The sequence below is a fragment of the Prosthecobacter sp. genome, assembly GCF_014879935.1.
Classification (GTDB): Bacteria; Verrucomicrobiota; Verrucomicrobiia; order Verrucomicrobiales; family Verrucomicrobiaceae; genus Prosthecobacter.
Map to the genome: position 1 here is coordinate 22,689 of NZ_JACSRD010000215.1, position 21,172 is coordinate 43,860.

Consider the following 21,172-nt stretch of genomic DNA (forward strand, 5'->3'; position numbering starts at 1 on the left):
TCAGAATTCCGACCATGAAGTTGTTTCCGTTCATCCTCTTCGCTCTCTGCCCTCTACTCTCCGCTTCGGCTGCGGACAAGCCCGCGCATCTCTTCATCCTCACCGGGCAGTCGAACATGGCCGGGATGGACCCGAAGCTCGGATTTGAGCCGGAGGCGAAGATCGCGTTTCCGGATGCGGACGTGGCTTACATCAAGGTCGCGGTCGGTGGCATGCCCATCCGTTACTGGGTGGACGAATGGAACGACATCGCCACGAAGCACGGCGTCGATGTCGCGAAGGCGCGTGAGAAGGACAAGAGCAAGGGCACCCTTTTCTACCCGCGCATCCTGGAACAGTTCGCCGCGATGCTGAAGGAGCACCCGAACGCAAAATCCGTCACCTTCTGCTGGATGCAGGGCGAGAACGACTCGAAAACCGGCCTCCACGCGCCTTATGCGGATGCTTTGAAGCAACTCATCGCCAACCTGCGCCGCGATTTGAAGCACCCGGACCTCAACGTCGTCATCGGCCGCATCAGCGATCACGAACGCATCAACCCGCCCGCCTGGAAAATCGTCCGCGAAAGCCAAGTCGCCGTCGCCCAAGCCGATCCGCACGGCGCATGGGTCGATTGCGACGATCTCAACAACAAGGAGATCAAGGGCGTCATGACCAACGACCTCCACTACACCAAACCCGGCTACGAACTCCTCGGCCGCCGCTTCGTGCGTCAGGCGAAGGCTTTGATCGAAGGAAAGAAGGCTGCGGAGAATGGGCGGCCGGAGTGATTGCTGCCCACGCATCACTCGATCCTTGGGCGTTTTGGATCATAGATTTCGAATTTGGGATGCTTCCAAAACGCTTCGAGACCGATCCGCCCATAAAGGTCCACTTCGCTGCGATAAAATGGATAATACTGGCTTAGATGCACCCGGTAGTTCGAAAGTTGAACGGATGCGGCTTCTGGCTCCAAAATCGATTGGGCGAAGATCAAGACCGCATCCATCTCGGTGTCTTCCACCAGCGGTCCATCGACGGTGAAAACGTCTCCATAACAAAAGCGCTTTTTGCTGGCAAAGTAGGCCGTGAGATCCATCGCAACTGCAGGCCAGGCGTGACTGGTGGACTCCATTGAAATGATCATTTCGGGTCTGCTTTGGGTCCAATCGGGATAATTCCGCTGACTGAGCCCATAAGTAACACCCGTGATCATGCCGGGTTCTGGCGTGCTCTCGTAAATGAAAATGGAAATGGCTGGCCCACCATCATCTGCGTCCTGCTTTAGAATCTTTTGTTCCCCACCAAAGATCGTAGTTAGGTGATCCAGATAGACTTCGGCGTCGCTTTTGGGCATTTGGTTTTGAGTTTGTTGTCGCACACTGCTCTCGCAGGCCATTTTTCGTCAACTCCTCTTCCGACAATTTTCCCGCGAGTTCGCCCCGAGGGCCACGTTACCACGCGCCACCATGAAATCGCTCCTCGCCGCCTTCTTTGCCCTCGCTGCCACGGCTTTGGCCCAACCGAAGTTCAATGTGCTGCACATCGTCTCGGATGACTTGAACACCTCCCTCGGCTGCTACGGGCATGCGCAGGTGAAATCGCCGCATATCGACAAGCTCGCGGCGACCGGTGTGCGCTTTGAGAAGGCCTACTGCCAGTATCCGCTGTGCAATCCGAGCCGCGCATCCTTCATGACTGGCATGCGGCCAGGCAGCACGAAGGTGTATGAAAACAGCACGCATTTCCGCAAGGCATTGCCGGACGTGCTCAGCATCCCGCAGACGTTTTCGAAGGCGGGCGCATTCGCGGCACGCGTCGGCAAACTGTATCACTACGGCGTGCCGACGCAGATCGGCACCAGCGGCCTCGATGACGAGCCGTCGTGGCAGCAGGTCGTGAATCCCATCGGCCACGACAAGAAAGTCGAGGATCAGATTCACACGCTCGTGCCCGGGCAGTTCGGCGGCACGCTGAGCTGGTTCAGCGATCCCTCCGACGAGCCGCAAACCGACGCCGTGGGCGCGGCGGAGGCCATCAAGCTGCTCGAAGCGAAGAAGGACGGCCCGTTTTACCTCGCGGTGGGCTTTTATCGACCGCACACGCCGTATGTCGCGCCCGCGAAGTATTTCGAAGGCTATCCCATCGACCAAATCCAGCTCGCCACCGGCCCGATGAAGGACGCACCGGGCATCCCGGTCGCCGCTTACGCCAGCTACAAAAAAGATCAGGACCAACTCACCGACCCGATGCGCAAAGAGATCCTGCAGGCCTACTTTGCCTCCACCACCTTCATGGATGACCAGGTCGGGCAAGTCGTCGCCGCCATCGAGCGCCTCGGGCTGCGTGAGAAAACCGTGATCGTGTTTCACAGCGACCATGGCTACCATCTCGGCGATCACGGCTTGTGGCAAAAGCAAAGCATCTGGGAAAACTCCGCCCGCGTGCCGCTCATCATCAGCGTGCCCGGCAACGCGAACAACGGCAAGAGCTGCCCGCGCCCCGTCGAGCTGATCGACCTCCACGCCACGCTCGCCGATGTGTGCGGCCTGCCGCTTCCGCAAAGCGATGGCACTAGTCTGAAGCCGCTGCTCGACAATCCCCAGGCTGCGTGGGACAAGCCCGCCTTCTCGCAAGTGCTCCGTGGTGCCCCCGTCGCCACCACCGCGCCGAACTTTGACCCGAAGAACCTCGAAAAAGGCAAGAAGGGCCCGGGGAAAGGAAAGGGCAAAGGCAAGGCTGGTGCCTTCCTCGGCGTCAGCGTGCGTACCGAGCAGTTCCGCTACACCGAATGGGACGAAGGCCGCCAGGGCGCGACCCTCTTCGACCTGCAAAACGATCCGCAAGAATCCAAAGACCTCGCCAAGGATCCCGCACACGCTGAGACCGTCGTGAAGATGAAAGCCATGCTCGCGGGGCTGAAGAAGTGATCGACGCGGAAGTTGGAGTGCAGGCTTTAGCCGATCCGAACGATCCCCAGATCGGCTAAAGCCTGGACTCCAACTTTCCAACTCGATGCCGCTGGCAAGAAAGGGGCTCGTGAGGTTGATTTCAGGCTTTCCCGCCATGAAACGCCTTCTCGCTGCTTTTGCCCTGTTTCCTGTGATGAGCCACGCGGCTTTGGAAGAGGTCGCGCCGGGGCTGTTTGTGTCGAAAGGCACCTGCAACACCTACATTCTCCGCGATGGCGATGCGGCGCTAGTCATTGATCCGGGCGATGCGAACGTGCTGGAGCAGATCGGTGTGAAGGATGTCGAGCAGGTGCTGCTCACCGGGCATCATCGTGAACTGCTGCAAGGCATCCAACGCCTCGACCGCAGCATCACGAAGGTGGCTGCGCCGAAGGAGGAGCAGGAGCTGTTCGAGACACCCACGGCTTTTCGAAAGTGGCATCCGAGGCTGGGGGACAAATTCAGCGTGCATGGTTCCAGCTATGTGAGACCTCCGGCGCAGCCGGTGAAGGTGGATCGCTGGGTCGCCGATGGCGATGTGATCGAATGGCATGGCCGCACAATTCGCTGCGTGAGCACGCCGGGGCACTCGCCGGGCGGCACGAGCTATGTGTGGGAGGACAAGGTCTTCCTCGGCGGCGTGATGCACGATGGCGCGAAGATGACGAACTGGTTCGACACCGAATGGGACTACGGTTTCGCGAAGGGACTCGTTGCGTTGATGGGTTCGGTGGACCGATTGATCGCATTGAAGCCTGCGACGGCGTTTTCATCGCAGGGACCGGTGATCGCGAAGGCCACCGAGCAGCTCAGCGAGTTCAAAACGAAGCTCGCCGACTTCCGGCCGGACTACGTCCGCGGCTATCCGGTGAATGATTTGTCGAAACGCGGCCCGCATCCGGCCACGAAACCGACGAAGGCGCACTACATCGTGCAGGTCTCGCCGCATCTGTACATGTTCGGCCCGGAGATGGCGGGGAAGAATTTTGCCATTCTCATCGCCGACACCGGCCACGCGTTGCTGCTGGACTGCGGTTTGTTCCCGAAGCTCGTTCTGGAGCGGATCATCAGCGACATGAAGGAGCATCTCGGGCTCAAACAGATCGACGCGTGCTGGATCTCCCACTCGCATGGCGATCACTTCACGCTCTTCCCGGCGCTGCAGGACCATGGCGTGAAGTTTTGGACGATGGGCAGCATCGCCGACAAGTGTGAGAACCCGCGCTTCTACGACTACCCCGCGATGATCGGCGCCTACAACGCAGGCTTTGAGAAGGCGAAGATCGACCGCGTGCTGAAGGCGGGTGATGTGATCGAGTGGGAGGGTTACCAGCTTCACATCGACTGGATGCCCGGCCAGACGGAGTTCGGCAATGCGCTGTGGCTAATGCTGGATGGGAAGAAGGTCGTCTTCACCGGTGACAACCTTTTCGGCGATCCGAGCGATCCGGCGCAAAACGGCCACGAGTGCGTGAATGCCCGCAACAGCGCGATCATCGAGGAAGGCTATCTCGTGGCCGCGAAGTACCTGCAAAAGCTGCAGCCGGACATCATCATGGGTGCCCACGGCGTGCTCATGACGGAGCCCAAGGCCTTCATTGATCGCTACCACGACTGGGCGCTGCGGGCGATCAGCAAGTACAAGGCTCTCCTGCCCGATGCGGACTATGAATACGGCTTCGATCCTTACTGGGTGAGTGCGTATCCATATCGTGTCGATCTCACGAAAGAGGACACGCAGGTCGTGCAGGTCACGGTGCGGAACTTTCGAGACAGGCCGCAAAAACATCGCGTGGTATTGAAAACGCCTCCGGGCATCGTGGCGGTGCCAAATGTGCTCGAAGGCAGCGTCGCCGCGAAAAGCCGTGAGAGCTTTCCGGTGACGCTGAAGGTGCAAAATCGCAATCAACAGCCTGCGGGGGTGCAGATCGTGCCGTTTGACATCACGCTCGATGGCCGCCAACACGGAGAGCTGTTTGATTTCATCCTGATGACCCAGGAGCCGGTCAAAATCGAAGCCACCAAGCCATGAATGCCTTTTCAAGACGCCAATTCCTCGAAACGGCCGCAGGCGGCATCGGCGGCCTCGCCTTGACGACGCTGCTGGCTCGTGGAGCGCAGCCGCATCATGCCGCAAGGGCCAGCCGGGTGATCCAGATCTTCTGTCCCGGCGGCATGAGCCAGGTGGACACGTTTGATCACAAGCCGGAGCTGATCCGGCGCGCCGGGAAACCCTTCGATCCTGATGGCAAGCTGCAGTTCTTCGCGTCGAAGCCCGGCAACTGCCAGCCGGGCTGGTGGCCGTTCCGCCAGCATGGCGAATGCGGGCGCTGGATGAGCGATTTGTTTCCGAAACTGGCGACGCATGTCGATGACATCGCGTTTATCCACTCGATGCAGAGCAAGACGGCGCTGCATGGCCCGGGCTGTTTCATGATGAACACCGGCCAGACGCTGCCCGGTTTTCCCAGCATGGGTGCCTGGGTGACGTATGGCCTGGGCAGCGAGAGCGAGAACCTGCCTGCGTTCGTCGTGCTGCCAGATCCGCGTGGTTTGCCGCCTGGAGGGCCGATCAACTGGGGGGCGGGATTCCTGCCCGCCGTGCATCAAGCCACCACGTTGGATGGGTCGAATGCCGAGCAGCCCATCGCCGATCTGTTTCCACCAAAGGACTTCAGCGGCACCGGCCGTGCGGAGGACCGGCGCACGCTCGCTTTTCTGCAGAAACTCAACGCCAGTCACCGCGATGCGCGGAAGGCCAACACCGAGCTCGACGCACGCATCGCCGCCTATGAGATGGCCGCACGTTTGCAGCTCAGCGCTCCCGAGGTCACCGATCTCCACGGCGAGACGGAGCTGACGCGGCGGCTTTACGCGCTCGACGATCCCGAAATCGGCCCGTTTGGCCGCCAGTGCCTGCTCGCGCGTCGTCTCGCCGAACGCGGCGTGCGCTTCATCCAGATCTACTGCGGCGCTGAAAACACCACCGCGAAGAAAATCCGGCCAAACTGGGACAGTCACGAGGACCTCGTGCGCGACCACGGCTACTGGGGCGCGGTGCTCGACACCGGTGCCAGCGCCTTGCTGGCCGATCTGAAGTCACGCGGCATGCTGGACAGCACGCTGGTCATCTGCACGACGGAGTTTGGCCGCCAGCCGGCCGCGCAAGGCACCGGCGGCAAAGGTCGCGACCACAATGCCGGTGCCTTCACCGCGTGGATGGCCGGTGGCGGCATCCGCGGCGGCACGGCCTACGGTTCCACGGACGATCTCGGCTTCCAGGCGGTCGAAAACGCCGTGCACAGCTATGAACTGCACGCCACGGCGCTGCATCTGCTCGGGATTGACCACGAGAAGCTCACCTTCTATCACAACGGCCTCCAGCAGCGCCTGACCGGCCTCGAAGGCCACGGCGTCATTCACGACATCCTCGCCTGACATGCCTTCAGACACACCACACATCGCGATCATCGACTGGCGCACGGCTCCGCAAGGAGATGCGGAGTCGGCCATCGAGAAGAACATCATCGGCAGCGCCGCGAAAGTGACGCGGCATCTTTGCGACACGGATGCGGATCTGGATGACGAGATCGCAGGCGCGAATGCCATCATCATCTGGCACAACATGCCGCTGACCGCGCAAGGCATCGCGAAGCTGAAGCATTGCCGGGCGATCATTCGGAACGGCGTCGGTTTTGACAGCGTGGACATCGCGGCGGCGCGGGAGCGTGGCATCGCGGTGTGCAATGTGCCGGATTACGGCACGGAGGAGGTGGCGGATCATGCGATCACGCTCGCGATGGCGCTTTGCCGGCAGCTTTTCCCGCTGGATGCGGAGGCGAAGACGCTCGGATGGAACATCAAGGTCGGCGCGAGGCTGCGGCGGCTGCGCGAGCTGACGTTTGGCATCGTCGGCCTCGGCCGCATCGGCACGGCGACGGCGCTGCGCGCGAAAGCGCTCGGTTTCCGCGTGGTGTTTCACGATCCGTATCTGCCGAACGGCGCGGACAAGGCGGTGGGCATCGCGCGCGTGCGCTCGCTCGATGAATTGCTCGCGCAGAGCGATGTGTTGTCGCTGCACTGCCCGCTGAATGACGAAACGCGCCATTTCATCGCCGAACGTGAGCTGGCGCTGCTCAAACCGGGAGCGTTTGTGGTGAACACAGCGCGCGGCGGCGTCATCAAAAAGACGGCGATCCTCGCGGCCTTGCGTGACGGTCGTCTCGCCGGTGCAGGGCTCGATGTGATCGAGGACGAGCCGCTGCGCAGCGCGGAAGAGGCGGCGACGCCGAATCTGATCGCGACGTGCCATGCGGCCTTTTGCAGCGTGGAATCGAAGATCGAGATGCGCAGCACCTCCGCACGGATTGCTCTGGCCGCGGTGACAGGCAAAAGCCTGGAAAATGTCGTCAACGGAGTCGTTTGACCGCCATGCGCCTTCTTGCTGCCATCCTTTTCGCCGTCGTCCAGATCAGCGCCGCTGAACCGGCGGTGCTGCTTCAGGAGTCATTCAAAGAAGACCTGTCCAAGGACTGGTTCTGGGGTCTGGGCACCTGGAGGGCTGAAAACGGCGTCCTGCGCGGTTTTGAGTCCGGCGCACGTCGTCATGGGCCGGTGAAGATGCGCAAACTGCCGCTGAAGGATGCGACAGTGGAGTGCGAGTTCCGCCTCGAAGGCAAGGCGACCTTTGCCGGCGTCATTTTCAACGGCTCGCAGGAACGAGGACACCTCGTGCATCTCGTGATGAGCAGGGATCAGCTCCGCATCCTGGCTCATCCGAAGAAAGGCGAGACGAAGGAACTGCTGAAAACGCCTGCGAAACTCGCCGTGGGCGAGTGGCATCAGGTGAAACTCGTTTTCAAAGGCCCGACGATGTCCGCCACGATCGACGGGCAGACAATTTCCGCCGAGAACGACTGCATTGCCGAGGAGAAGCTGACGTTTGGCCTGGGAGGTGACTCGGGCGGGCCGGAAGGCGAGAAAGCGGGCGCGTTGGAGTTCCGCGGCTTGAAGATCACGCAGTGATCCTGGTTCGGAAGCGGATGATCAGCGCGGCGATGATCGTGCCGACGAGGTTGGCCACGAGATCCCAGCCGGTGTTCTCATAGCCGCCGACGTTTGTGTTCGGAATGGTGAGCACGGCGATGAATTCGATCACCTCGTTCAGAGCACCGAAGCCCATGCCTGCGGCAGCACAGAGCGCCAGCATGCCGAAGGTCGGCCGCACGGAACCGCCGTCCGGCTGTCGCAACGCCTGACGGAGGATGTGCCAGCAAAGCCACGTGGTGATGCCGAAACCGTAGGCGTGGACGATTTGATCGTATTTCAGCAGGTCGGGGATGAGCCAGAGGCTGTAGAGCACCTCGTGGTCGCCATTGTAGGGCCAGCCGGACGGCAGCGGACAGAGACCGCCGGCCATGTGCGCCAGTCCCCAGACGGAAAAGGCCCACAGCAGGCCGGCAGTCAGCTTCACGCGGCGGTGAACGAGGCTCATCACGGCGATGAGCACGAGCATGACCACGATGTAGAAAACGAACTCACGATTGCCACGCGAGACCGACACCGAGGCGGCCAGGGCGATGTAGGCGGCATTGAACAGGAAGACCGGCAGCAGCTTCGCGGGAGGAGAGGTGCTCATGCCCTCATCATGGCCGGGCTGCCCGCCCTGTGGCAAGAGCTTCCTGCCACTCAGGTTGACTGGCATCCCTCGTGCTGCATCCTAGCGCCGCTCCCCCCGCATGAAATTGCCCCTCCCGCTTTCCGTCCTGTCGCTGCTCGCCTCGCCTGCCCTGTCACAGGTGGCGCTGGATTCGGTGAAAAGCTTCAGTGATCTGGAAAAAGTGGCCGCGCAGCTTGCCACACAGCCTTACCAGGCACCGTCGCAGCAGCTCGATCCGTTCTTTGAGGGTCTGAAATACGACGGGCACCGCCAGATCCGCTTCCTGCGCGACAAGGCGCTTTTCGCCGACCTCGGCGACACGTATCGCATCGAGTTCTTCCATCCGGGCTGGATGTTCAAGAAGCCGGTCGTCTTTTACAACATGCAGGCGACGAAGACGGTGGATGTGCCGTTCGATCGCAGCCACTTTGAGTATGGCGAGCTGAAGGTGCCTGCGGATGCGAAGAATCCGGTGGGCTACGCGGGATTTCGTGTGCTGGCACCGGACTCGCTGGTGAAGCGACCGTTCGAGTTCATGGTCTTCATGGGCGCCAGCTACTATCGCGCGGTGACGACCGAGCTGGGCTACGGCATCTCGGCACGCGGCGTGGCGGTGAACACGATCGGCGGCGAGCCGGAGGAGTTCCCCGACTTCACACATTTCTGGTTCCAGCAGCCGAAGCCGGGCGACAAGTCGTTCAAGCTGCTCGCACTGCTGAACGGGCCGAGCATCACCGGCGCGTATGAGTTTGAATCGATGCCAGGGGTGACCACGGAGATGAAAATCAAGGCCACGCTGCACCTGCGCAAGCCGGTGAAGATGCTCGGCATCGCCCCGTTCTCGAGCATGTTCTGGTTCGGCGAGAATTCGAGCCCGAAGCCTTATGATTTCCGGCCTGAGGTTCACGACTCGGACGGTTTGCAGATCGAAATCGAGGGCGGGCCGTCGATCTGGCGTCCGCTGGATGTCAGCCGCGACCTGCGTCTGAGCATTTTCGAGACGGACAGGCTGAAGGGCTTCGGTCTGGCCGAACGCGACCGTGACTTCAACAACTTCCAGGACCTGGAGGCGGCCTATCATCGCCGTCCGGCGGTGTGGGTGGAGCCGGTGAGCGGATTCGGCAAAGGTGCGGTCACATTGGTGGAGCTTTCCACCGGCGAGGAGACCTGGGACAACATCGTGGCGATGTGGAAGCCGGATCAACTGCCCGCGACGCCAGCCGAGCCGCTGAAGGTCGAGTACAAGCTCAACTGGCTCGACCAGCACGAGCCGGGCAAGCTGTGCAAGGTGATCAGCTCACGTCGTGGCTTTGTGATGGACTCGGACGACCATCTTTACGTCATCGACTTTCAACAACGGGAAGTGCGGTTCAATCCATTCGACCAGAAACGGACGCAGCCACCGGACATCGACGTGGTGCTCAGCGGCGGCGAGGGCAAGGTGGTGGACAAGCGCGTGATGTTGAACACCGAAACCGGCGGCTGGCGTGCCTTCTTCAAGCTCGACATTCCCGAGAAGACCAACCTGCTGGAGATCATGATGGAGCTGAAAACAGGCAAGGAAGTGATCTCCGAACGCTGGATGTACCAGTGGCGTCGATGAAGCTGAACCTCCTCGATCTCGGCTGGAATGAGTTCTTTGAGCGGCAGTTCGAGCCGTTCCGGGCCGAAGGCTGGAAACCAGCGCGACTGATCCGCGACAACAAGATCAGCTACGGCGCTTTGCTGGAGGACGGCGCGAACGGCTTCGACGAGTTCGAGGTCGTCTTGAGCGGCAAGGTGTATCACGACGCCGAAACGGACGCCGAACTGCCTGCGGTCGGCGACTGGGTGGCATTGGAGGTCGGAGGTGAGAACGGCGACAACGTCATCCGTGCCCGATTGCAGCGGCAGACCTGTTTTTCTCGCAAAGCGGCCGGGGAAAGCGCCGAGGAGCAGGTCATTGCGGCGAATGTGAACGCGGTGATCGTCGTCACCGACGCAGGGCCCGATTTCAGCCCGCGACGCATGGAGCGCTACTTTGCGCTGATCGCCCGCAGCGGGGCGAAGGCGGTCGTGCTGGTCAACAAAGCCGATCTTTATCCTGGCGAGCAGAATCAGGGCGCTGCGGATGAAATCCGGGCACTGAACGCGGATGCCGAGGTGCATGTGACCAGCGTGAAGAAGCGCAAGGGCCTCAAGGTGCTCAAAGATCACCTCAAACGCGGCCAGACGGTGGCCATCATCGGCTCCAGCGGCGTGGGGAAGTCGGCGCTGGTCAATCTGCTGCTCGGAGAAGACTGGCAGTGGGTGGACGAGGTGAACGAGGTCACCGGCAAAGGACGCCACACCACGACCGCGCGTGAGCTGCTGGTGCTCGAAAAGGGCGGCATCCTCATCGACAACCCCGGCATCAAGGAAGTGCAGATGTGGACCGACGAGACCACGCTGCGTGAACGCTTTGCCGACATCGACGACATCGCGCTGCAATGCCGCTTTCACGACTGCAAGCACGGCAAGGACGCCGGATGCGCGATCCGCGGCGCGGTGGAGGCCGGAACGCTCGATCCGGCGCGTTACGAAGGCTATTTGAAGCTGGAGGACGAGATCGCCGCGCTGCGCAAGAAGCGCAAGAAGCGCCAGATGACCGTCGAACGCCGCAACAAGCGCGACCACAAGATCAAGGCGCGCAACAAGGTCGATCGTGAGGAGATTGAGCGTGATTTGAAGCCGAGGGCGTGAGGTCAGTCCTTCGTCACGGTCACCGTGGTGCCGTCCAGCACCCACTCATAGAAGAACTTTGCCGGATTCCCCTCAGTCAACGGCACCCGGATACAGCCGTGGGAGGCCGGATAGTTGGGGACGCTGCTGAAACCATGGATGAAGACATTGCCATGGATCTGGACGCTCCAGGGCATGGGCGCGTTTTGATACAGGGTGGAGTGGTGCATCACGCTGCGGAACGGACCCGCGCGAAACTCCCCTGCGGGTGTGCGTCCATTGCGGCCGGAACTGATGCGCGTCTGCATCACCAGCCGTTCTCCCTGCCAGGCGTGGAGCTGCTGCTTCTGCAAGCTTACCACCACGCGCTGGCCGGGCACCACGAGCGTGAACCCGCGGAAGAAGCCGCCCACGCGCACACGTCCTTGCTCATCCGGCGCGGTGACTTCGGCGCCTGCCAGGGCCAGTTGCTCGGTGCTCACCAGCTCCGTGCCGTCGGGCAGGCAGCGGAGCGATCCTGGCAGGATGGTGGCATCGTCCAGTTGGAAGACTTTGCCCATGTCGTCGCGTCGCAGCGGCCATTTCAGCTCGTCCGCCGCCTCATCCACTGGCAGGAACCACTTTCCGGACTCCGCGTGAAAAGTGATGGCCTCCAGAGTCCCGCCCACCGAGGCACCCGGACTGGCGAGCGACAGAAGCGCCACCAGGCATTGAAGAAGGATTGGCAGGCAGAAGCGCCGTTGCATGGGATGTGAGGAGCAGGTTGTGGCGTCCCAGGCATGTCTTGCATGAGATTCCCACGGCAAAACGGTTTCTGCTGCGCTAATCCTGCGTCATGCCTCCACCTTCCACCAGCCGCACCGGACTCGCCCGCGCCCTTTCAAAACTCGGCTTCTGCTCACGCAGCCGTGCCATGGAGCTGATTCGCATGGGCAAGGTGAGCGTGAACCACGTGGTGCGGAAGAATCCGGAGTTTCCGGTCATTTTAGGCCAGGACATCGTCACGATGGACGACGTGAGCATCAATCAGGCGAAGTCGGTTTACGTCATGCTGAACAAACCGCGCGGCCTGGTGACGAGTGCGTCCGACGAACTCGGCCGCGACACGGTGTTTTCGTGCTTTGAGGGCGCCAGGCTGCCGCATCTCTCGCCCGTCGGCCGGCTCGACAAGGCGAGCGAGGGTTTGCTGCTCTTCACCAATGACAATGCCTGGGCCGACGCGGTCACGAATCCCGCCACCCATCTGGACAAGGTCTATCACGTGCAGATTGACGGCCAGGCGGACGCTGCGCTGCTCCAGAGGCTCAAGACGGGGGTGGACGTGGAAGACGAGCGGCTCGCCGCGAAGAACGTGACCGTTTTGCGCACAGGCGAGAAGAACACCTGGCTGGAGTTCACGCTGGATGAAGGACGCAACAGGCACATCCGCCGCCTGCTGGAGGTGTTTGAGCTCGGGGTCCTGCGTCTGGTGCGGGTGAAGATCGGCAGGCTTGAGCTTGGGAACCTGACGAAAGGCCGATGGCGTGAGCTGACGCGCGCTGAGATCGCCGCGCTGAAACCTGCGCGGTGAGGGGTTGTGTGTTTCGCGGATGAAGTTCCGGCAGAACGCTTGACGCCTCCCTGGCGTCCGGGATAAGGGGCGGCATGTTTCGCGCATTGATTCTCCTTTCCATGCTGGCCAGCTCTGTTTTCGGCCAGGCACGACATCCGGCGCTGGCCAGCCACGAGGCCTTTCTGACCGAGATCGTGAACAAGAAGTGGGAATGCACCTTCACCAACTATCCGGAGCTGCGTTTTCACGCCGACAAGATCGAGATCCTGGACAGCACCGAGCGTGTCACGACCACGCTGGTGAAGCTGACGCATGTCGAACCCGGCGTCATCCGGGTGGACTTCAACTCGGGCGTCATCCAGGTGTTCGTGTTCTCCGACGATCTGCAAAGCTTCGCGCTCGCGAGCATGGATGAGATGAGCGAGTTCACGGTGAAGGATGCGCAGGGACCGTCCAAGCTTCCTGAAAGCCCAGCCGCGGCACCGCTGGAGGTGCAGTTCACCACGCATCCGTTCTGGAAGGCAGCTCGGGTGCATGCGGGGAAGTTTGAGGTGCTGGACGGCAACGGCACGGTGTTCGCCACGAACGAGGCCTTCCCCTACTACCCTCATGCGCAGGGCATCCTTCTGCCGGAGAAGCGGGTGGGCATGACGCTGCTTTCCCGACAGAAACCGGGCGGCTGGTACCTCGCGGGCAAAAACCTGGGCACCGGTGTGCGGACGGACAAGTCGGGTTTCTTCCGCACCTTCCTCTCCAGCAAGCTGGTGTCGTACAACCTGCGGTCCGCGCACTTCAACTACGCCCTGCTCAACGCCGGCCTGCCGGATCTGGCCGCCGCCCAGGAGCGCTATGCGGTGCAACTGACCACCAACTTCTACGGCGAGACCTCGGAGCAGCTCGGCGCGTGCTGGAACGAGATGGGCACGCTCCGTGGTTACGCACGCAGCTATGCGAAGGCGCCGGAATACCACCTGAAGGCCCTGCAGCATGCCCGCCAGCACTTCAGCGCGGACAAGCAGAAGCTCCTGGCCTACAGCATCGACCTGGCGGGCAGCCAGAATGACGCGGGCGACTTCGCCAGCGCGAAAAAGACGCTCTCGGAGGCCTACGCGCTGCTCCCGGCGGACGGCAGCGACTTCCGCAGCACTTATCTCTTTCATCAGGAGCTCGGCACGGCGGAGTTCGGCCTGCGCAACTACCCGCAGGCGGCCAAACTGTTCCAGGAAAACTCCAAACGTGCCGAGGCATCCCGCATGACCGGCAATGTCACCGAATCGCTGCTGTCTCTGATTCCCTGCCAGATGATGCAGAACCAGACCGCCCAGGCTGAAGCCAGCCTGAAGCAGTGCATGCAGGTCCAGGACGAGCGCAGCAAGGCCAACCCGACCTACGACTACGACACGTGGAAGATCGCCTTCGCCTGCGTGGCGCTGGGGAAGAACGAGGATGCGGTGAAATACGCCCCGGTCCGGCAGCGGCGGAACTGGGTGGCGTATGAGGAGTACGGCCGCATGGTCAGCCTGTTCAACGGCAATGACAGAGCCGGTGCGCAGGCTCTGGCGCGGGAATTCGTGGGCCGCTTCTCGAACATCGGCGAGATCAACGTGCGCAATGACATCGACCCGATCACCGTGAAGCTCACGCAGGCCATCGCAGAGCAGACGCCGGCCGCGATCAGCGCCCTGGAGCAGCTCTGGGCGCAGCAGGTTGACAGTCTCAAGAACCGCCCGCTGAAGAACTATCTCTTCGCCAAGGTCATGGTCTCCACGCTCGCGAAACTGCGTTCCGGCAGGTGATTGGTGGCAACAGCCAAGATTGACGCGAAGAATCCTGTCGCTTTCGCATCCTGCGGCCGTTTGTTGCCGCATGCTTCACGCCCTTCTCGATGCCACCCAAGTTTTAGGCACGGTCGAAATCGACGGTGTCACCCACGAAGTCTGCGCCGAGGCCGTTGCGAATCACGACCGGCGTGAAAACAAGCTCACGGTGAACTTGCGGGCCTTCCTGCGCAGCGAGCAGCAGACGCACATCGGCGAAACGGCCTCCGCCGCCTGGCTGCCAGCCCCGCAAACCGTCACGGAGCATGTCGAGGCCGGCGAAGCGCACGAGGTGGCCAGCGACGTCTTCGCAAGCTGGCGGCACAAGGTGGACGCGGCGATTCCGCGTTGAGCAGTGCTACTTGAGCGAGGCCAGGGCTTCCAGGGCGAGCTTCCTGGCGCCGGGCTGTTTGAACTTGTCGCTGGAGGCGGCAGTGAAGTCCGCCCGGGCGGCGTCGGTGCTGCCGAGCGCCTGATGAGCACGACCACGATTGTATAAAATGTAGGCGTCGTCTGGCGTGAGCGTCAGAGCCGCGTTGTAGGCGTCGAGGGCGTCATCCGTGCGGCCAAAGATCAGCAGGCAGTCGCCACGACGGTTCTGGGCTTTGGCGGTGAGCGCTGCTTTTTTCACATGATCCGGCAGCAGGCAGTCGCGCAGGGCCGTGAGCGCCAGTTCACAGATCTGCATGGCCGATTCGACCTTCAGCGAAGGTTCGGTGGCTTCTTTGAGCGCGTCCTTGGCCTGATCGAGGAGCGTTTCGAGCGGAGCGACGGCAAAATCGCCAGGGCCCCGGCTTGCGGCCACTTGCTGCAAGGCAGCGATGCATTCGGCCGCCTGGCCCGAATCGGCGAGTTGGGCAATTTCCTTGGCCGTCGGGAGAACGGGTGGCTTGCCGGGGGCCAGGGCACGGGATGGATCGGTTGCGGGCGTTGCAGCCGCCATCACCGGTGGAACAGGCGGGCTGGAAGGCGCTGACGGGCCGGCCAGATAAATGTCGTCGCCAACGAGACGTGAGTACTCGGCAGGGATCTGCCCGCCGTTCGAGCGCTCCAGCACGCCCGCGCGGGTGCGCTTGAAGACCTGCTCGATGGTGAGTCCAGGTGTGCGCAGGTGCTTGAGCAGTTCCTCGGTGTAGAGGCCGTTGGAGCCTTCGCCATCATGCGCGGTGCGTCCGGCGTCGGTGGAAAAGGCGATGAGCGATCCGGCGGGCGGTTTCATCTCCGTCAGGCCGCCTGCGCCCGTGGCATCGCGTGTGCGCGGATTGCGGGCGATGGGTGTGTTGCGGCACGCATCGAGGATGACGAGGTTGCAGCGGGCACCGGCGGCGTTCATCTCGGCCACAGCCTGCTCGGCGTTGAACAGCCGGGTCTCGGCGAGGAGCCGCAGGGCTGTGTCGTCCGCGTCCGCCGGATCGTAGCCGCTTTTCACGGGAATGAGGTAGTTGGAGCCGGCGACGTTGATGCCGTGGCCGGCAAAGTAGAACAGCGCGACTTCGGCACCTTTGAGCTGCTTGCGGAAGTCCATCACGGCGGACAGCAACCCGTCGCGGGTGAGGTTGTGCTCCTCGATCACGGTGAAACCGAGGCCGCGCAGCGTTTTGGCGACAGCTTTTGCATCGTTCACCGCGTTGCGCAGCGGTCCGATGCTGGCTTCATACCTGGCGTTGCCGATCACGAGGGCAGTGCGCGAAACCTGGGCGGCCAGGGCCATGGGCAGCAGGCAGATAAGCAATGCGAGGCGGGGAAGGGAACGCATGGGCCGGATTTTGGGAGCAGTTGGAGAAAACGAAAAGAGAAATGATGGTCGGCGGCGGCAGAGAAGCTGTCGGGGCCAGGTTTTTCGTTGGCGGCCTGTCTCTGCTGCCCAGAATTCGCCCTCATGCGATTCGTTCCTGTTGTGACACTGATCTTGCTGGCGGCCGGTTGTGCATCGGATGCCGGAAAAGGCCCTGCGGTGGCCGAACTGGTGCCGGGAGATCCTTCCGCCCCGTCGCAAGTGACCCCGGATGAGGCGATGCAGATCGCGCAGTCGTTCACACGGCATGCCTGGCGGCCGTTTGCGTCGAACATCCTGCATGGGAAGGACGCGAAAGGGATTCTCGTCAACACGCCGGACGTCACACACGAACCGCAGCATGAACGGCGTGGCTGGTGGGTGCCGGGGCAGGTGAACGAAGGCATTCCCTACAAGTGGGGCGGCTTTGATGATCCGGCGTCGTTCGATGCCGCCATCGCGAATGGCAGCGCTGGCGGGGATGTGTCGTCCCCTGAGAAGCGCCGGGCTGACAACGCTGGCGTCAGCGACCGGGCGGCAGGAGTGGACTGCTCCGGCTTTGTGTCGCGGTGCCTGAAACTGCCGCGTGTGCATGACACCTCGCAGCTTCCTGCCGTGTGCAACGAGCTGCCCAGCGCCCAGGACCTGCGTGCCGGGGACCTGCTGAACATCCCCAGACGGCATGTGATCCTGTGCGCAGGCTGGTTCGATCCGCAGCACACGTGGATCTACTACTATGAGACGGGCGGCGCTCCTGATTACTGGAAGCCGGGGCTGAAACAGGCCCCGCTCGCGGCGCTGCTGGAACTTGGCTACAAGCCGCTGCGCTACAAAGGCATGGCCTATGAACCGGTGCCCAGCGGCAAACAGCCACGTGAGGTGCTGACACGCGCGGTCAAAACGACCGCGGCCGTGGTCGAGCATCCGACCGTCGGGGAGCCGTGATCCATCACTCCGCCCACGCCTCGCGCAGCAGCCGGAGGTAGTTGCCGTGCATGATGTTGGCGATGTCCTCGGGCTTGTAGCCGCGTTTTTCGAGCATGGCGGGGATGCGGGCGAGGTCGGCGATGGTGTCGAGATCCTCAGGCGTCTGCTCAATGCCGTAGCCGCCGTCGAGATCGGTGCCGATGCCGCTGTGGAGCGCGTTTCCAGCAAGCTGGCAGACATGGTCGATGTGATCGCAGATGACTTCGAGCTTCAGTCCGGCCTCCTGCGGGGTGGTTTTGCCACGAACCCAGCCAGGGATCATCATCCAGGCATCGAGCGCGGCACCCATGACGCCTCCGCGTTCGATGAGGGCTTTGATTTGCTCATCGCTGAACTGTCGCGGATCGGGAACGAGGGAGCGGCAGTTGCTGTGACTGGCCCAGACGGTGCCGTGATGGATGTCGAGCGCCTGCCAGAAGCATTCGTCGCTGAGGTGGGTGACGTCGAGGATGATGCCGAGGCGGTCCATCTCCTGGATCAATTCTTTGCCGCCGGGGCGCAGCGGGCCGACCTGATCGTGGCCGAGCGCATAACGACAGACGCCGTAGTGCGCGGGTCCAAGGGCGCGAAGGCCCTGCGCATAGGCATCTTCGAGATGGCCGACGCTGCGGATGCTGTCGGCTCCTTCGAGGCTGAGGATGTAGCAGATCGGCTTCGTGTCGTCCGGAATGCTGTCATCCGTCCAGAGGGCGACGGCTTCATCGAGTTCGCGGAGATTGGTGATCTGGCGCATGTGGCCGTCTTCCTCCATGGCGCGATACCAGGCGAGCTGACCCTGGGTTTCGGCATAGGCTTGCTCGGGGGACATCCAGTTGGCAATCGGTGACACGCCAGGCATGCAACCGGCGAGCTGGGTGGCGACGCACACGCCGACTTTGCCTTTGCGCATCTCCGGAAACGCCGTGGTGCCGCCAGCGCGGCCTTTGCCGGTCATTCCGGCCTCACGACGCCGGATTTCATGAACAGGAAGGCGGAGGTCGCGATTGAAGCCGCCGAGGGCGTTCAGACTGAGGTCGAGGTGGGCGTCGAAGGTGAGCATGAGGCTGAAATGACGAATGACGGAATGCAGAATGACGAATGGAGGGCCACTCTACGGAATTTGTGTCATGCGTCATTCAAAGCGATAACCGGCACCGTGAACCGTGCGGATGATGCGCGGCTGGGAGGGGTCTTTCTCGATGCGTTTGCGGAGCTGCGAGATGTGCTGGTCGAGCGCACGGCTTTCCGGGAAGTAATCGACGCCCCAGACCTCGTCGGCGAGGGTGTTGCGGTCGATGACCTTGCCACGGCGGTCAAAGAGCAGGCGCAGGACTTTGACGTCACGCGGGCTGAGCTGGATCTCCTGCTTGTCGCGATAGGCCCGGAGCTCGGTGGGAACGATGCGGAGATCGTCCATGGTGAAATCGTCGTCCGTCTTGCCAGCGCCGCGGGAGGCGGTGCGGCGCAGGATGGCCCGGATGCGGGCGATGATCTCCTTCACGCCGAAGGGCTTCGTCATGTAGTCGTCAGCACCGAGTTCGAGGCCGAGCACGGTGTCGATTTCCTCAGCTTTGGCGGTGAGGAAGAGGATGGGCACCTTTTCGTCCTGTTTGCGGATCTGTTTGCAGACCTCGTAGCCATTGAGGCCGGGCATCATGACGTCAAGACAGACGAAGTCAGGATTCTCCACGCGGAAAAAATCCACGGCCTGCAGTCCGTCGCCGGCGGGGATGACTTCGTAGCCTTCCATGGTGAGCACCTCACGCAGGGCGTCGCGCGTGTGGTCGTCGTCTTCGGCAATGAGGATCTTGGTCATGACTGGTTCGGGAGGGTGAGGATGAATCGGGCGCCGTCGCGATAGTTCGGGCAGACAGTGAGCGAGCCGCGGTGCAACTGTGCCAGTTCGCGGGAGATGGTCAAACCAATGCCGGTGCCGCTGACGCCCTCGGCGAGGTCGGAGCGGAGGCGCTCGAAGGGCTCAAAGACCGTACGGCGCTTGTTCGCGGGAATGCCGGGGCCGTGATCCTCCACGATGACGCGCGTGTGGCGTTCGTCGTGCTCGGTGCGGATGGCGATCCATTTGCCGCTGTTGCCGTATTTATCGACGTTGGAGATGAGGTTGCCGAGGATCTGCTCCAACGCGTCGGGATCGGCTTTGACGGTGCCCGGCCCGTTGAAGGAGGTGACGATCTCGAAGCCCTTGTTTTCCAGCAGCGGCTTCCAGAACTCGACCACGCGGGAGACATTGGCATCGAGGTCCAGCGGGAGGGGCTGGATGGTGAGCTTGTCACGCTGCTGGCGGGCGTAATTGAGCACGTTCTGGATCAGGCGGTCGAGGCGGGAGGTCTCGGCCTCCACGACTCCGAGCTGGCGCTTGGCGATGCTGTCGCCGTTGGATTCGGCACGATGCGCGGCCATCTCGGCATAGAGCCGGATGTTCGTCAGCGGCGTCTTCAGTTCATGCGAGATCTGGTTCACAAAGGTGACCCGCTGCTGGGCGACACGGATCTCCCGGGCGCTTTCGTGGAAGTACAGCCAGCCGACGACGAACACCAGGACGATGCCCGAGCCGACGCCCAGGAGGATGGGAAAGAGGTAGGGCTTCGGGAATTCCTCGTTTGCAGGTGTGTAGGCCATCTCCCACTGGGACAAGGGCTCGGAACAAGCCCGATGTGCCGCAGGCGGGCCTTCCGAGCCGGGAAGTTTCTTTCCCCATTCATGCAAAGGGATGCCAGTGACCGTGGTCAGCATCATGCGGCCGGGCGGGGTCGCCAGGCCCGGCTGGGGAAGGCGCTGAAACAGCGAGTTCATGAGCATCTGAGGATTCATCAGGGCGCAAGCGAGGCTTCCATCGGCAAAACGATGCCAGTAGATGAAGGTGGAGTCGCCCACGTGCCAGCCGCTCCAGGTCAGCGGGGCCTCGGCGGCCACCGGTTTGTCGTCGATGTGGTAGCCATGCATTTTCAGGTACGTCATCCACATGGACGAGCGGGGACCGATGGAGAAGCCGCCGGCCACACGCACGCGCTGGAACGGCGGTCCGCCATCATCAAGGGCGAGCGAAAACTGCGGCATGCTGTCCGGGCTCTGGGTGGCGTTGAACAGGGCCGTGAGGCGCTCAAGTCCGTTGAATTCCTCCCCTGCATCGTAGGGTGCCTTCCCCTCGAAGTTCTCGGAAGCGGCGTCTTTTCCAGCGGCGGACCATGTTTGGGCGACCCATGGATGGCTGGCCAGCCGCTGGGCCATCAGCCGGGCGGAACCGATGCTTTGAGCACCCCAGACATCCAGGCGGTCCGTGAGCTGGCGCATGTCGTGCAGCAGGTGATGGTCGGAGGAGCTCAGACGCTCCGCCAACACCGCCTGCATGGACGCATCCGTGCGTTTTTCGGCATCCCGGATCAGATAAGTGCCCAGCCACGCCAGCAGGGCGAGGGGGAGAATCACCAGGATGATAAACAGGATCGTGGAGCGGCGCTGGACCATGAAGCAGGGCGATAATTTAGCCCTGTCGTCTATTTGGTCATCTCAATTTTATAAAATCCATAAAAAGAACCGGGGCGGACTTTGAGGTCCGCCCCGGTTGACTCACGGTGTTTCCAACAGCCAGAAGGAGAACAACACTTCAAGAAAGGGGTGATCGGAGGTCAGCGCCGAAATCGCGTTCCGTTGATCTGTGGAGATTTTTACGCATTTCCAGAAAAGCGGGTCAGCATGATGTGAGAGGGTTGTAAGGACTTTGTAAGCCTTCGCCGACGCCACATTTTCCCTTCTTGC

General features: G+C 62.1%; 19 protein-coding genes. 12 read left to right on the forward strand and 7 right to left on the reverse strand.

Annotated elements, in window-relative coordinates; translation table 11 throughout:
* Positions 1-14 precede the first annotated feature (14 nt).
* Positions 15-770, forward strand: coding sequence for a sialate O-acetylesterase (locus tag IAE77_RS24570; RefSeq protein WP_294232403.1), 756 nt, complete (start codon positions 15-17; stop codon positions 768-770).
* A gap of 14 nt (positions 771-784) precedes the next feature.
* Here IAE77_RS24570 and IAE77_RS24575 read toward each other — a convergent pair whose 3' ends face one another.
* Positions 785-1,336 carry a suppressor of fused domain protein gene (locus tag IAE77_RS24575; protein WP_294232405.1) on the reverse strand — a complete coding sequence of 184 codons (552 nt, stop codon included), beginning with the start codon at positions 1,334-1,336 and terminating at the stop codon, positions 785-787.
* Positions 1,337-1,448: 112 nt separating this feature from the next.
* Between IAE77_RS24575 and IAE77_RS24580 the strand changes: the two genes are divergently transcribed.
* The 5 genes from IAE77_RS24580 (at position 1,449) to IAE77_RS24600 (ending at position 7,955) form a co-directional block, all read left to right on the forward strand.
* Positions 1,449-2,909, forward strand: a complete 1,461-nt coding sequence (locus IAE77_RS24580; protein ID WP_294232407.1) for a sulfatase — start codon at positions 1,449-1,451, stop codon at positions 2,907-2,909.
* 136 nt (positions 2,910-3,045) lie between these two features.
* Positions 3,046-4,962, forward strand: a complete 1,917-nt coding sequence (locus IAE77_RS24585; protein WP_294232409.1) for an MBL fold metallo-hydrolase — start codon at positions 3,046-3,048, stop codon at positions 4,960-4,962.
* On the forward strand, positions 4,959-6,368 hold the full coding sequence (locus IAE77_RS24590) for a DUF1501 domain-containing protein (RefSeq protein ID WP_294232411.1): 1,410 nt from the start codon (positions 4,959-4,961) through the stop codon (positions 6,366-6,368). The genes IAE77_RS24585 and IAE77_RS24590 overlap by 4 nt, the downstream gene beginning before the upstream one ends.
* A gap of 1 nt (position 6,369) precedes the next feature.
* Positions 6,370-7,356: a C-terminal binding protein gene (locus tag IAE77_RS24595; RefSeq protein WP_294232413.1), complete on the forward strand. Its 987-nt coding sequence runs from the start codon at positions 6,370-6,372 to the stop codon at positions 7,354-7,356.
* A gap of 5 nt (positions 7,357-7,361) precedes the next feature.
* Positions 7,362-7,955, forward strand: a complete 594-nt coding sequence (locus IAE77_RS24600; RefSeq protein WP_294232415.1) for a family 16 glycoside hydrolase — start codon at positions 7,362-7,364, stop codon at positions 7,953-7,955.
* On the opposite strand, the gene IAE77_RS24605 is transcribed toward IAE77_RS24600, so the two are convergent.
* The gene (locus IAE77_RS24605) at positions 7,945-8,568 is read right to left on the reverse strand and encodes a DUF2238 domain-containing protein (protein ID WP_294232417.1); all 624 of its coding nucleotides are present in this window, start codon (positions 8,566-8,568) and stop codon (positions 7,945-7,947) included. The genes IAE77_RS24600 and IAE77_RS24605 overlap by 11 nt on opposite strands.
* 100 nt (positions 8,569-8,668) lie before the next feature.
* Between IAE77_RS24605 and IAE77_RS24610 the strand changes: the two genes are divergently transcribed.
* Both IAE77_RS24610 and rsgA read left to right on the forward strand, forming a co-directional pair.
* Positions 8,669-10,192 carry a glucan biosynthesis protein gene (locus IAE77_RS24610; RefSeq protein ID WP_294232422.1) on the forward strand — a complete coding sequence of 508 codons (1,524 nt, stop codon included), beginning with the start codon at positions 8,669-8,671 and terminating at the stop codon, positions 10,190-10,192.
* Complete coding sequence (gene rsgA / locus IAE77_RS24615; RefSeq protein ID WP_294232425.1) at positions 10,189-11,310, forward strand: ribosome small subunit-dependent GTPase A; 1,122 nt, start codon at positions 10,189-10,191, stop codon at positions 11,308-11,310. The genes IAE77_RS24610 and rsgA overlap by 4 nt, the downstream gene beginning before the upstream one ends.
* A gap of 2 nt (positions 11,311-11,312) precedes the next feature.
* On the opposite strand, the gene IAE77_RS24620 is transcribed toward rsgA, so the two are convergent.
* Positions 11,313-12,035, reverse strand: coding sequence for a L,D-transpeptidase (locus IAE77_RS24620; RefSeq protein WP_294232427.1), 723 nt, complete (start codon positions 12,033-12,035; stop codon positions 11,313-11,315).
* Positions 12,036-12,124: 89 nt separating this feature from the next.
* On the opposite strand from IAE77_RS24620, the gene IAE77_RS24625 reads away from it, so the two are divergent.
* The 3 genes from IAE77_RS24625 to IAE77_RS24635 all read left to right on the forward strand — a co-directional run bounded on the left by IAE77_RS24625 (position 12,125) and on the right by IAE77_RS24635 (position 15,010).
* Positions 12,125-12,859, forward strand: coding sequence for a pseudouridine synthase (locus IAE77_RS24625; RefSeq protein ID WP_294232428.1), 735 nt, complete (start codon positions 12,125-12,127; stop codon positions 12,857-12,859).
* A gap of 74 nt (positions 12,860-12,933) precedes the next feature.
* The gene (locus IAE77_RS24630; protein WP_294232430.1) at positions 12,934-14,637 is read left to right on the forward strand and encodes a hypothetical protein; all 1,704 of its coding nucleotides are present in this window, start codon (positions 12,934-12,936) and stop codon (positions 14,635-14,637) included.
* 70 nt (positions 14,638-14,707) lie between these two features.
* On the forward strand, positions 14,708-15,010 hold the full coding sequence (locus IAE77_RS24635) for a hypothetical protein (RefSeq protein WP_294232433.1): 303 nt from the start codon (positions 14,708-14,710) through the stop codon (positions 15,008-15,010).
* 6 nt (positions 15,011-15,016) lie between these two features.
* On the opposite strand, the gene IAE77_RS24640 is transcribed toward IAE77_RS24635, so the two are convergent.
* A complete protein-coding gene (locus IAE77_RS24640) occupies positions 15,017-16,414 on the reverse strand; it encodes a caspase family protein (RefSeq protein WP_294232434.1) in 1,398 nt (465 codons plus the stop codon).
* A gap of 123 nt (positions 16,415-16,537) precedes the next feature.
* On the opposite strand from IAE77_RS24640, the gene IAE77_RS24645 reads away from it, so the two are divergent.
* A complete protein-coding gene (locus IAE77_RS24645; protein ID WP_294232436.1) occupies positions 16,538-17,377 on the forward strand; it encodes a hypothetical protein in 840 nt (279 codons plus the stop codon).
* 4 nt (positions 17,378-17,381) lie between these two features.
* Here the strand turns inward: IAE77_RS24645 and IAE77_RS24650 are convergent, their stop codons facing one another.
* The 3 genes from IAE77_RS24650 to IAE77_RS24660 form a co-directional block, all read right to left on the reverse strand.
* Positions 17,382-18,458 (reverse strand): membrane dipeptidase, encoded by a 1,077-nt coding sequence (locus IAE77_RS24650; protein ID WP_294232438.1) that lies wholly within the window; start codon positions 18,456-18,458, stop codon positions 17,382-17,384.
* A gap of 72 nt (positions 18,459-18,530) precedes the next feature.
* Positions 18,531-19,214, reverse strand: a complete 684-nt coding sequence (locus IAE77_RS24655) for a response regulator transcription factor (protein WP_294232440.1) — start codon at positions 19,212-19,214, stop codon at positions 18,531-18,533.
* On the reverse strand, positions 19,211-20,881 hold the full coding sequence (locus tag IAE77_RS24660; RefSeq protein ID WP_294232442.1) for a HAMP domain-containing sensor histidine kinase: 1,671 nt from the start codon (positions 20,879-20,881) through the stop codon (positions 19,211-19,213). Before IAE77_RS24660 ends, IAE77_RS24655 begins: the two co-directional genes overlap by 4 nt.
* Between the last annotated feature and the right edge of the window lie 291 nt (positions 20,882-21,172).

Coding starts and splice junctions, on each gene's coding strand:
- IAE77_RS24570 (WP_294232403.1), top strand. CDS start 15: ATGAAGTTGTTTCCGTTCATCCTCTTCGCTCTCTGCCCTCTACTCTCC.
- IAE77_RS24575 (WP_294232405.1), bottom strand. CDS start 1,336: ATGCCCAAAAGCGACGCCGAAGTCTATCTGGATCACCTAACTACGATC.
- IAE77_RS24580 (WP_294232407.1), top strand. CDS start 1,449: ATGAAATCGCTCCTCGCCGCCTTCTTTGCCCTCGCTGCCACGGCTTTG.
- IAE77_RS24585 (WP_294232409.1), top strand. CDS start 3,046: ATGAAACGCCTTCTCGCTGCTTTTGCCCTGTTTCCTGTGATGAGCCAC.
- IAE77_RS24590 (WP_294232411.1), top strand. CDS start 4,959: ATGAATGCCTTTTCAAGACGCCAATTCCTCGAAACGGCCGCAGGCGGC.
- IAE77_RS24595 (WP_294232413.1), top strand. CDS start 6,370: ATGCCTTCAGACACACCACACATCGCGATCATCGACTGGCGCACGGCT.
- IAE77_RS24600 (WP_294232415.1), top strand. CDS start 7,362: ATGCGCCTTCTTGCTGCCATCCTTTTCGCCGTCGTCCAGATCAGCGCC.
- IAE77_RS24605 (WP_294232417.1), bottom strand. CDS start 8,568: ATGAGCACCTCTCCTCCCGCGAAGCTGCTGCCGGTCTTCCTGTTCAAT.
- IAE77_RS24610 (WP_294232422.1), top strand. CDS start 8,669: ATGAAATTGCCCCTCCCGCTTTCCGTCCTGTCGCTGCTCGCCTCGCCT.
- rsgA (WP_294232425.1), top strand. CDS start 10,189: ATGAAGCTGAACCTCCTCGATCTCGGCTGGAATGAGTTCTTTGAGCGG.
- IAE77_RS24620 (WP_294232427.1), bottom strand. CDS start 12,035: ATGCAACGGCGCTTCTGCCTGCCAATCCTTCTTCAATGCCTGGTGGCG.
- IAE77_RS24625 (WP_294232428.1), top strand. CDS start 12,125: ATGCCTCCACCTTCCACCAGCCGCACCGGACTCGCCCGCGCCCTTTCA.
- IAE77_RS24630 (WP_294232430.1), top strand. CDS start 12,934: ATGTTTCGCGCATTGATTCTCCTTTCCATGCTGGCCAGCTCTGTTTTC.
- IAE77_RS24635 (WP_294232433.1), top strand. CDS start 14,708: ATGCTTCACGCCCTTCTCGATGCCACCCAAGTTTTAGGCACGGTCGAA.
- IAE77_RS24640 (WP_294232434.1), bottom strand. CDS start 16,414: ATGCGTTCCCTTCCCCGCCTCGCATTGCTTATCTGCCTGCTGCCCATG.
- IAE77_RS24645 (WP_294232436.1), top strand. CDS start 16,538: ATGCGATTCGTTCCTGTTGTGACACTGATCTTGCTGGCGGCCGGTTGT.
- IAE77_RS24650 (WP_294232438.1), bottom strand. CDS start 18,458: ATGCTCACCTTCGACGCCCACCTCGACCTCAGTCTGAACGCCCTCGGC.
- IAE77_RS24655 (WP_294232440.1), bottom strand. CDS start 19,214: ATGACCAAGATCCTCATTGCCGAAGACGACGACCACACGCGCGACGCC.
- IAE77_RS24660 (WP_294232442.1), bottom strand. CDS start 20,881: ATGGTCCAGCGCCGCTCCACGATCCTGTTTATCATCCTGGTGATTCTC.